Below are 9,079 nucleotides of genomic sequence, written 5' to 3' on the forward strand. Positions count from 1 at the left end.
TGGAGGCCCCGCTCCACCGTGACGACACGGCGGCCCCTTCGCATGAGCACGCCCCCTCCTTCCGGTCCGGACCCCGCCGCCGAGGCATCACTCTCGCCGTCTGACGACGACACCTCCGCGCAGGCTCCAGCCGAGGGCGCCCCGCATCACCGCCGCCTGCGCTGGGGCTGGCTCCTGCTCCTAGCGGGCCTCGTCCTCGTGGCCGTCGTCTTCATGCGACGTCATCCGCCCGCCACCTCCGCGACGACGGCGGCGGGCGGCGCGGACGGTGGACACGGGGGAGCACGGGGCCCGCAGCCCGTGGTGACAGCGCAGGCGACGACGCGCGACGTGCCGGTCTTCATCGTGGGACTGGGCGCGGTGACGCCCACCGCCTCGGTCGCGGTGCATTCACGCGTGGACGGACAGCTCATGCGCGTGACCTTCCAGGAAGGCCAGCACGTCAACGAGGGCGACCTGCTGGCGGAGATCGACCCCCGCCCCTACCTCAGTCAGTTGGAACAGGTGCGGGGGCAGTTGGCCCGTGACGAGGCCGTGCTGGAGAACGCGCGGCTCGACCTGCGTCGCTACACCGCCCTGCTGGAACAGGACTCCGTCGCGCGACAGACGCTCGACACCCAGCGGGCCCTCGTGCGCCAGTACCAGGGCATCGTGAAGGCAGACAGGGGCGCGGTCGCCGCCGCCGAACTCAACCTGGCCTATACGCGCATCACCGCGCCCGTCTCCGGTCGCGTCGGCCTGCGGCTCGTGGACCCGGGCAACATCATCCACGCCGCGGACGCGACCGGCCTCGTCGTCGTCAACACCCTGCAACCCATCACGATGATCTTCTCCATCCCGGAGGATCGCGTGCCGCAGGTCATGGCGAAGCTGGAGGCGCGCGAAGTCCTCGCGGTGGATGCCTTCGACCGCGCCCGGCAGCAGCTCCTGGCCACCGGCACGTTGCTCACGGTGGACAACCAGATCGACCCCAACACCGGCACCGTGCGGCTCAAGGCGACGTTCCCCAACCGCGACTCGCGGCTGTTCCCCCAGCAGTTCGTCAACGCACGCCTGCGCATCGACACCCTGCCTGGCGCCACCGTCGTGCCCACCGCCGCCCTCCAGCACGGGGTACAGGGCACATTCGTCTACGTCGTGCAGCCCGACAACACGGCCCACCTGCGCCCGGTGACGACCGGTCCGACGGACGGCGACGACACCGTCATCACCCAGGGCGTGCATCCCGGTGACGCCGTGGTCGTGGAGGGCGCCGACAAGCTCACGCAGGGGGCCCCTGTCCGACGCCAGCGCGCCCTGTCCTCCGGGCCCGGCGTGGGCGGCAGCGGCGGAGCGGACGGCGGCACGCGCGCTCCGGACGGTGGGCGCTGAATGTCCGAACCCTTCATCCTGCGGCCCATCGCCACGTCCCTGCTGATGGTGGCCCTGCTCCTGGGCGGCGTGCTGTCCTACCGCCTGCTGCCCGTCTCCGCGCTGCCGGAGGTGGACTACCCCACCATCCAGGTCCTCACGTTCCAGCCGGGCGCGAGCCCCGACGTGATGGCCTCCGGGGTGACGGCCCCGCTGGAGCGGCAGTTCGGCCAGATGCCCGGGCTGAACCAGATGACGTCGTCCAGCTCCAGCGGAGCGTCCGTCATCACGCTCCAGTTCACCCTGGAGATGAGCCTGGACATCGCCGAGCAGCAGGTCCAGGCCGCCATCAACGCCGCCAACAACCTGCTGCCCCAGGACCTGCCCAACCCGCCCATCTACAACAAGGTGAATCCCGCGGACACGCCGGTCATCACCCTGGCCCTCACCTCCGACACCGTGCCGCTCACCCAGGTGGAGGACCTGGCGGACACGCGCATCGCCCAGAAGCTCTCCCAGCTCCCGGGCGTCGGACTGGTGAGCATCAGCGGCGGCCAGCGTCCTGCGGTTCGCATCCAGGCCAACGGGCTCGCGCTCGCGGCCCACGGCCTGACGCTGGAGGACGTGAGAACCGCCGTCGCCAACGCCAACGTGAACAGCCCCAAGGGCAGCTTCGACGGTCCCCGTCAGGCCCTCACCATCAACGCCAACGACCAGCGCCTGTCCAGCACCGACTACGCCCCGTTGATCATCGCGTACCGCGACGGCGCACCTCTGCGGCTGTCCGACGTGGCGCACGTCTTCGACGGCGCGGAGAACGTGCGACAGGCCGCCTGGGCCGGAGCGACCCCCGCCGTCATCCTCAACGTGCAGCGGCAGCCGGGCGCCAACGTCATCGCCGTCGTGGACAGCGTCCGCAAGCTGCTGCCCCAGCTCCAGGAGACCCTGCCCGCCACCGTGAAGGTGGCCGTGCTCAGCGACCGGACCACCACCATCCGCGCCTCCGTGCGCGACGTGCAGCACGACCTGCTGTTCTCCATCGCGCTCGTCGTGGCGGTCATCTTCCTGTTCCTGCGCAACGCCTCCGCCACCTTCATCCCCAGCATCGCCGTGCCGCTGTCCCTCGTGGGCACCTTCGCGGCGATGTCGCTCTTGGGCTTCTCCCTCAACAACCTCACCCTGATGGCGCTCACCATCGCGGCCGGCTTCGTCGTGGACGACGCCATCGTGATGATTGAGAACATCAGCCGCTACATCGAAGGCGGCATGCCCCCGATGGAGGCGGCGCTCAAGGGCTCCAAGCAGATCGGCTTCACCATCATCTCCCTCACGGTGTCGCTCATCGCCGTGCTCATCCCCCTGCTCTTCATGGGGGACGTGGTGGGACGCCTGTTCCGCGAGTTCGCCATCACCCTGGCGGTGACCATCCTGCTGTCCGCGGTCATCTCCCTGACGCTCACCCCCATGCTGTGTTCGCGCCTGCTGCGCCGTCACCCGCCGGAGGAAGCCAACCGCTTCGAGCGCGTCGTCGGCGGCGCGTTCACCCGGCTGGTCCAGCGCTATGACGTCGCGCTGACGTGGGTGCTGGGCCACCGCGCGCTGACGATGTTCGTCGCGGGCGTGACGCTCCTGCTCACCGGCCTGATGCTCTACAGCATCCCCAAGGGCTTCTTTCCGGTGCAGGACACCGGGGTCATCCAGGGCATCTCCCAGGCGCCCCCGTCCATCTCCTTCCCCGCCATGTCGGAGCGCCAGCAGGCCCTGGCCCGCGTGGTGTTGGAAGACCCCGCCGTGGAGGGGCTGTCGTCGTTCATCGGCGTGGATGGCACCAACACCACGCTCAACAGCGGCCGGATGCTCATCACCCTCAAGCCGCTCTCCGACCGCGACGCCTCCGCCACGGAGGTCATCCGCCGGCTCCAGCCCGCGCTGGACCGCGTGCCGGGCATCTCCCTCTCCCTGTCGCCGGTGCAGGACCTCACGCTGGACAGCCGCGTGAGCCGCACCCAATACCAGTACAGCCTCAGCTCGCCCGACGACGCGGCGCTCGCGTCCTGGACCGACCAGCTCGTCAACCACCTGCGCACGCAGCCGTCGCTGACGGACGTCTCCAGCGACCTGCAGAACGGCGGCCTGCGGCTCAACCTCACCATCGACCGGGACACGGCCTCGCGCCTGGGCATCACGCCCCAGCAGATCGACGACGCCCTCTACGACGCCTTCGGCCAGCGGCAGGTGTCCACCATCTTCACCCAGCTCAACCAGTACCGCGTGGTGCTGGAGGTGCCGCCCTCGCTCCAGCGCGTGGACACCGCGCTCGACGCCGTCTACCTGCGCTCCGCGAGCGGCGGTTCGGTGCCCCTGGCCTCCATCGTCCGCGTAACGCCGGGCCTGGGGCCGCTCACCATCAGCCGGCAGGACCAGTTCCCCGTCGCCATCGTGTCGTTCAATCCCGCGCGGGACGTGTCGCTGTCCCAGGCGGTGGGCGCCTTCGACGGGGTGCGCGAACAGCTCCGGATTCCGGCCTCCGTGCAGACGGCCTTCGAAGGCACCGCGCGGACGTTCCAGGACTCGCTCGCCAACGAGGGCTTCCTCGTGCTCGCGGCCGTCATGGCCGTCTACCTGGTGCTGGGCGTGCTGTACGAGTCCTACGTCCACCCCCTCACCATCCTGTCCACGCTCCCGTCCGCGGCCATGGGAGCGCTGCTGGCGCTCATCGTGTGCGGGATGGAGCTGGGGATGATCGCGCTCATCGGCATCATCCTGCTCATCGGCATCGTGATGAAGAACGCCATCATGATGATCGACTTCGCGTTGGAGGCGGAGCGAGTGGAGGGCAAGGCGCCCCGGGAGGCCATCCACGAGGCGTGCCTGCTGCGCTTCCGGCCCATCCTGATGACGACGATGGCGTCCATGCTGGGCGCCGTGCCCCTGGCGCTGGGCGGTGGCATTGGCGCGGAGCTGCGCCAGCCCCTGGGCATCGCCATCATCGGGGGCCTCATGGTCAGCCAGTTGCTGACCCTCTTCACCACGCCGGTCATCTACCTGGGCTTCGCCGGACTCTCCCGCCGCATCCAGGCCCTGCGCCATCGCCCCGCCCCCGCGCGGAGGCCGGCGTGAACCCCTCCGCCCTCTTCATCCGACGCCCCGTCGCCACCTCGCTGCTGGCGGTGGGCATCGCGCTGGTGGGGGCCCTGTCCTTCAAGCTGCTCCCCGTCGCGCCGCTGCCGCAGGTGGAGTTCCCCACCATCAGCGTGACGGCGGCCCTGCCGGGCGCGAGCCCGCAGATCATGGCCACCTCGGTCGCCACGCCGCTGGAGCGCCAGTTGGGCCGCATCGCGGGCATCACCCAGATGACGTCCGCCAGCAACCTGGGCGCGACGAGCATCGTCGTGCAGTTCGACCTGTCGCGGAACATCGACGGCGCGGCGCGCGACGTCCAGGCCGCCATCAACGCCGCCCGAAGCAACCTCCCCGCGAACCTGCCCAACAACCCCACCTACCGGAAGGTGAACCCCGCGGACGCGCCCATCATGCTGCTGGCGCTCACGTCGCCCCAACGGGGCCGCGGCCAGCTCTACGACCTCGCGTCCACCGTCCTCCAGCAGCAGGTGTCCCAGGTGAAGGGCGTGGGCCAGGTCATCGTCGGCGGAGGCGCGCTGCCGGCCGTGCGCGCGGAGGTGAACCCCACGGCGCTGGTGAAGTACGGCCTGGGGCTGGAGGCGGTCCGCGTCGCGCTGGGCGCGCAGAACGCCAACCGCCCCAAGGGCGAGCTGGAGGACGGCCCCCGCGCCTACACCCTCACCGCCACGGATCAGATTGTCCGCGCGGAGCAGTACCGCCCCATCGTCATCGCCTGGTCCAACGGCGCGGCGGTGCGCCTGGAGGACGTCGCCCACGTCACCGACGACAACGTGGAGGACGTGCACAGCCTGGGCCTCTCCAATGGCAAGGAGGGCATCATCCTCATCATCTTCAAGGAGCCGGGCGCCAACGTCATCGACACCGTGGACGCGCTCCAGGCCCGGCTGCCGGCGTTCCAGGCCATCCTGCCGGCGGATGTGGACCTGACGGTGGTGATGGACCGCACCACCACCATCCGCGCCTCGCTCCACGACGTGGAGATGACGCTCCTGTTGTCCATTGGCCTGGTCATCCTGGTGGTGTTCGCCTTCCTGGGCAACGCGCGCGCCACGCTGATTCCCAGCGTGGCGGTGCCGCTGTCGCTGCTGGGCACCTTCGCGGTGATGAAGCTGCTCGGCTACAGCCTGGACAACCTGTCCATGATGGCGCTCACCATCTCCACCGGCTTCGTCGTGGACGACGCCATCGTGGTGCTGGAGGACATCGAACGGCACATCGAGGAGGGCCTGTCTCCCATGGAGGCCGCGCTCAAGGGCGCGCGCGAGGTCGGCTTCACCGTGCTGTCGATGAGCATCTCCCTCATCGCCGTCTTCATCCCCCTGCTGTTCATGCAGGGCATCGTGGGCCGGCTGTTCCGCGAGTTCGCCGTCACGCTGTCGGTGGCCATCCTCATGTCCCTGGTGGTGTCCCTGACGGTGACGCCGGTGATGTGCTCCCGTCTCCTGCGCCCGCATGTGGCGAAGCGCTCGCGCTTCTCCGTCCGCCCCTTCGAATGGCTGCGCGCGGGCTATGCGCGCAGCCTGGGGTGGTCGCTGGGACATCCGGGGTTGCTGCTGCTGCTGACCTTCGCGGCCGTCGCGCTCAGCGCCTGGCTGTTCTTCGTCATCCCCAAGGGCTTCTTCCCGCAGCAGGACACCGGCCGGCTCAGCGCCAGCATCCAGGCGGAGCAGGACATCTCCTTCGCGGCGATGCGCGAGAAGTTCATCGCGTACGTGCGAATCATTGGCGAGGACCCGGCCGTCCAGGCCGTGGCGGGCTCCATTGGCGGCTCCGGCCCCAGCGGCTCCTCCAACGCGGGCTCGCTCTTCATCACGCTCAAGCCGCTGGAGGAGCGCAAGCTGACGGCGGACGCGGTCATCGCCAGACTCCGGGGCAAGCTGCTGGCCGTCCCTGGCTCCATGGTCTACCTCCAGTCCGCGCAGGACCTGGTGATTGGCGGACGGCAGGGCAGCGGGCAATACCAGTACACGCTGTCCTCGGACACGCTGCCGGTGCTGAACCAGTGGGCGCCGCGCGTGCTGGAGCGGATGCAGCGGCTGCCGGGCCTGCTGGACGTCAACAGCGACCAGCGCGACCGCGGGCTCCAGGTCCAGGTGGTCATCGACTACGACACGGCGGCCCGCTTCGGCCTCACGGCGGCGCAGATCGACAACGTGTTGTATGACGCCTTCGGCCAGCGCCAGGTGTCCACGATGTACACCGGGCGCAATCAGTACCACGTGGTGATGGTGGTCCAGACGCCCTTCTGGCAGCGGCCGGAGAGCCTGCACGACATCTACGTGACGAGCGCGGCCGGCATGCAGGTGCCCCTGTCCGCGTTCGCGAGCTTCGCGCCCGCGAACACGCTGCTGTCCGTCAACCACCAGGGCCAGTTCCCGTCCGCGACGGTGTCCTTCAACCTGGGGCCGGGAGCCTCACTGGGCCCCGTCGTCGAAAGCATCAACGCGAGCGTGCGCGAGCTGGGCCTTCCCGCTGGCGTGCGGGGCAGCTTCAGCGGCACCGCCCAGGCGTTCCAGGCCTCGCTGGCCTCCGAGCCCATGCTCGTCGCCGCGGCGCTGTTCGCCGTCTACATCGTGCTGGGCATCCTCTACGAGAGCCTCATCCACCCCATCACCATCCTGTCCACGCTGCCGTCCGCGGGCGTGGGGGCGCTGCTCGCGCTGCTGCTGTTCAAGCTGGACCTGTCCATCATCGCGCTCATCGGCATCATCCTGCTCATCGGCATCGTGAAGAAGAACGCCATCATGATGATCGACTTCGCGCTGGTGTCGGAGCGCGAGGAGCAGCTCGGCTCCCGAGAGGCCATCTTCCGCGCCGCGCAACTGCGCCTGCGCCCCATCCTGATGACGACCATGGCGGCGCTGCTGGGCGCGCTGCCACTGGCGCTGGGCACGGGCGTGGGCTCCGAGCTGCGCCGCCCCCTGGGCATCGCCATCGCGGGAGGACTGTGCGTCAGCCAGTTGCTCACGCTCTACACCACCCCGGTCATCTACATGACCCTGGACCGTCTGGGCCGGCGCATCCGCCAGTGGCGCACGCGGCGCTTTGCCCCTCGCGGCGCCAGCCGGGCTTGAGCAGGACATGGAGCCGATGATGCACTCCCGCTTCCGTCCACGAATCACGGCCCTTCGCGCGCCTGTCGCGCTCCTGAGCGCGGGACTGCTCAGCGCGTGCGCGGTGGGCCCCGACTACAAGCGCCCCACCGTCGCGGTGCCCACGCACTTCAAGGAGGCAGCAGACGGCTGGAAGCCCGCCCAGCCCAATGACAGACACGACCGGGGTGCATGGTGGAAGCGCTTCGGGGACCCGGAGCTGGACGCCCTGGAGGCGCGGGTCGCGCGCTCGAATCAGACGGTGGCGAGCTACGAGGCCGCCTACCGCCGAGCGAGGGCGATGGTGGCCGAGGCCCGCGCCTCGCTCTTCCCCACGCTGGGTGCTTCCGGGTCGGCGTCACGGGCCCGGGGCGCGGGGCGCAGCACCACGGCCCCGGGCGGCATCAACGCGGGCACCAGCACCCTCGGCAACATCTTTGATTTGTCGTTGGACGCGTCGTGGGAGCCGGACCTCTGGGGCCGCGTGCGCCGGCAGGTCTCCGGCGCGAAGGCCTCCGCGCAGGCGGCCGGCTCCGACCTCGACAACGCGAAGCTGTCCGCCCAGGCGATGCTCGCGCAGAGCTACTTCCAGCTCCGCGCGCTGGATGCGACCCAGCGGCTGCTGGACGACGCCGTCGTCGGCTACCAGAAGTCACTGCGACTCACCCAGAACCGCTACGTGCAGGGCGTCGCGGGCCGGCCCGACGTGCTCCAGGCCCAGACGCAGCTCGCGCTCGCGCAGGCCGCCGCGACGGAGAATGAAATCAGCCGCGCGACCTACGAACACGCCATCGCGGTCCTCGTGGGCGAACCCGCATCCACCTTCTCCCTGCCGCGCGTGCCGCTCGCCGCCATCCCCCCTGCCCTTCCCGCCGAGCTGCCCTCCACGCTCCTGGAGCGCCGGCCGGACATCGCCGCCGCCGAACGCCGCGCCGCCGCCGCGAACGAACAGATTGGCGTCGCCATCTCCGCGTGGTTCCCCTCCCTCAACCTGTCCGCGTCCGGAGGCTTCACCAGCTCCACCCTGGCCCAATGGTTCACCGCGCCCCATCTGGTCTGGGCACTGGGCCCCCAGCTCGTGGCCACCCTCTTCGATGGGGGACTTCGCGCCTCGCAGACGGAGCAGGCCCGCGCCGCCTATGACCAGGGCGTCGCCAACTACCGGCAGACGGTGCTGGCCGCGTTCCAGGACGTGGAGGACAACCTCGTCTCCCTGCGCGTGCTCGAACAGGAGGTCGGCATGCAGCAGGAGGCGGTGGGCTACGCCCGGCAGGCGTTGGAGGTGGTGACGAACCAGTACAAGGCCGGCACGGTGACGTACCTGGAGGTCATCACCGCGCAGGCCACGCTCTACTCCTCCGAACAGAAGCTGGCGGCCATCGCCGGCCAGCGGATGGTCTCCGCCGTCGGACTCATCAAGGCGCTGGGCGGCGGCTGGGACGTGTCCCCTCCGCCTCACGACTAGGTCCCACCGAAGCCACCAGCAGCAAGCC

The 9,079-nt window shown here is 70.0% G+C and carries 4 protein-coding genes; all 4 read left to right on the forward strand.

The genetic code is table 11. The features are described from left to right. Nucleotides 1-42 precede the first annotated feature (42 nt). The 4 genes from D7V88_RS17025 to D7V88_RS17040 are packed head-to-tail and all read left to right on the forward strand — an operon-like array spanning nucleotide 43 to nucleotide 9,051. Nucleotides 43-1,371 carry an MdtA/MuxA family multidrug efflux RND transporter periplasmic adaptor subunit gene (locus tag D7V88_RS17025; protein WP_120541698.1) on the forward strand — a complete coding sequence of 443 codons (1,329 nt, stop codon included), beginning with the start codon at nucleotides 43-45 and terminating at the stop codon, nucleotides 1,369-1,371. After that, entirely contained in the window at nucleotides 1,372-4,470 is a 3,099-nt protein-coding gene (locus D7V88_RS17030) for a multidrug efflux RND transporter permease subunit (RefSeq protein ID WP_120541699.1), read from the forward strand. After that, nucleotides 4,467-7,568 carry a multidrug efflux RND transporter permease subunit gene (locus D7V88_RS17035; RefSeq protein WP_120541700.1) on the forward strand — a complete coding sequence of 1,034 codons (3,102 nt, stop codon included), beginning with the start codon at nucleotides 4,467-4,469 and terminating at the stop codon, nucleotides 7,566-7,568. Before D7V88_RS17030 ends, D7V88_RS17035 begins: the two co-directional genes overlap by 4 nt. 16 nt (nucleotides 7,569-7,584) lie before the next feature. Continuing rightward, a complete protein-coding gene (locus tag D7V88_RS17040) occupies nucleotides 7,585-9,051 on the forward strand; it encodes an efflux transporter outer membrane subunit (RefSeq protein WP_120541701.1) in 1,467 nt (488 codons plus the stop codon). Nucleotides 9,052-9,079 lie beyond the last annotated feature (28 nt).

The organism is Corallococcus terminator, assembly GCF_003611635.1.
Classification (GTDB): Bacteria; Myxococcota; Myxococcia; order Myxococcales; family Myxococcaceae; genus Corallococcus; species Corallococcus terminator.

Excerpts from the sequence above, each read along its gene's own strand:
- D7V88_RS17040 (WP_120541701.1), top strand. The coding sequence starts at position 7,585 with ATGATGCACTCCCGCTTCCGTCCACGAATCACGGCCCTTCGCGCGCCT.
- D7V88_RS17030 (WP_120541699.1), top strand. The coding sequence starts at position 1,372 with ATGTCCGAACCCTTCATCCTGCGGCCCATCGCCACGTCCCTGCTGATG.
- D7V88_RS17025 (WP_120541698.1), top strand. The coding sequence starts at position 43 with ATGAGCACGCCCCCTCCTTCCGGTCCGGACCCCGCCGCCGAGGCATCA.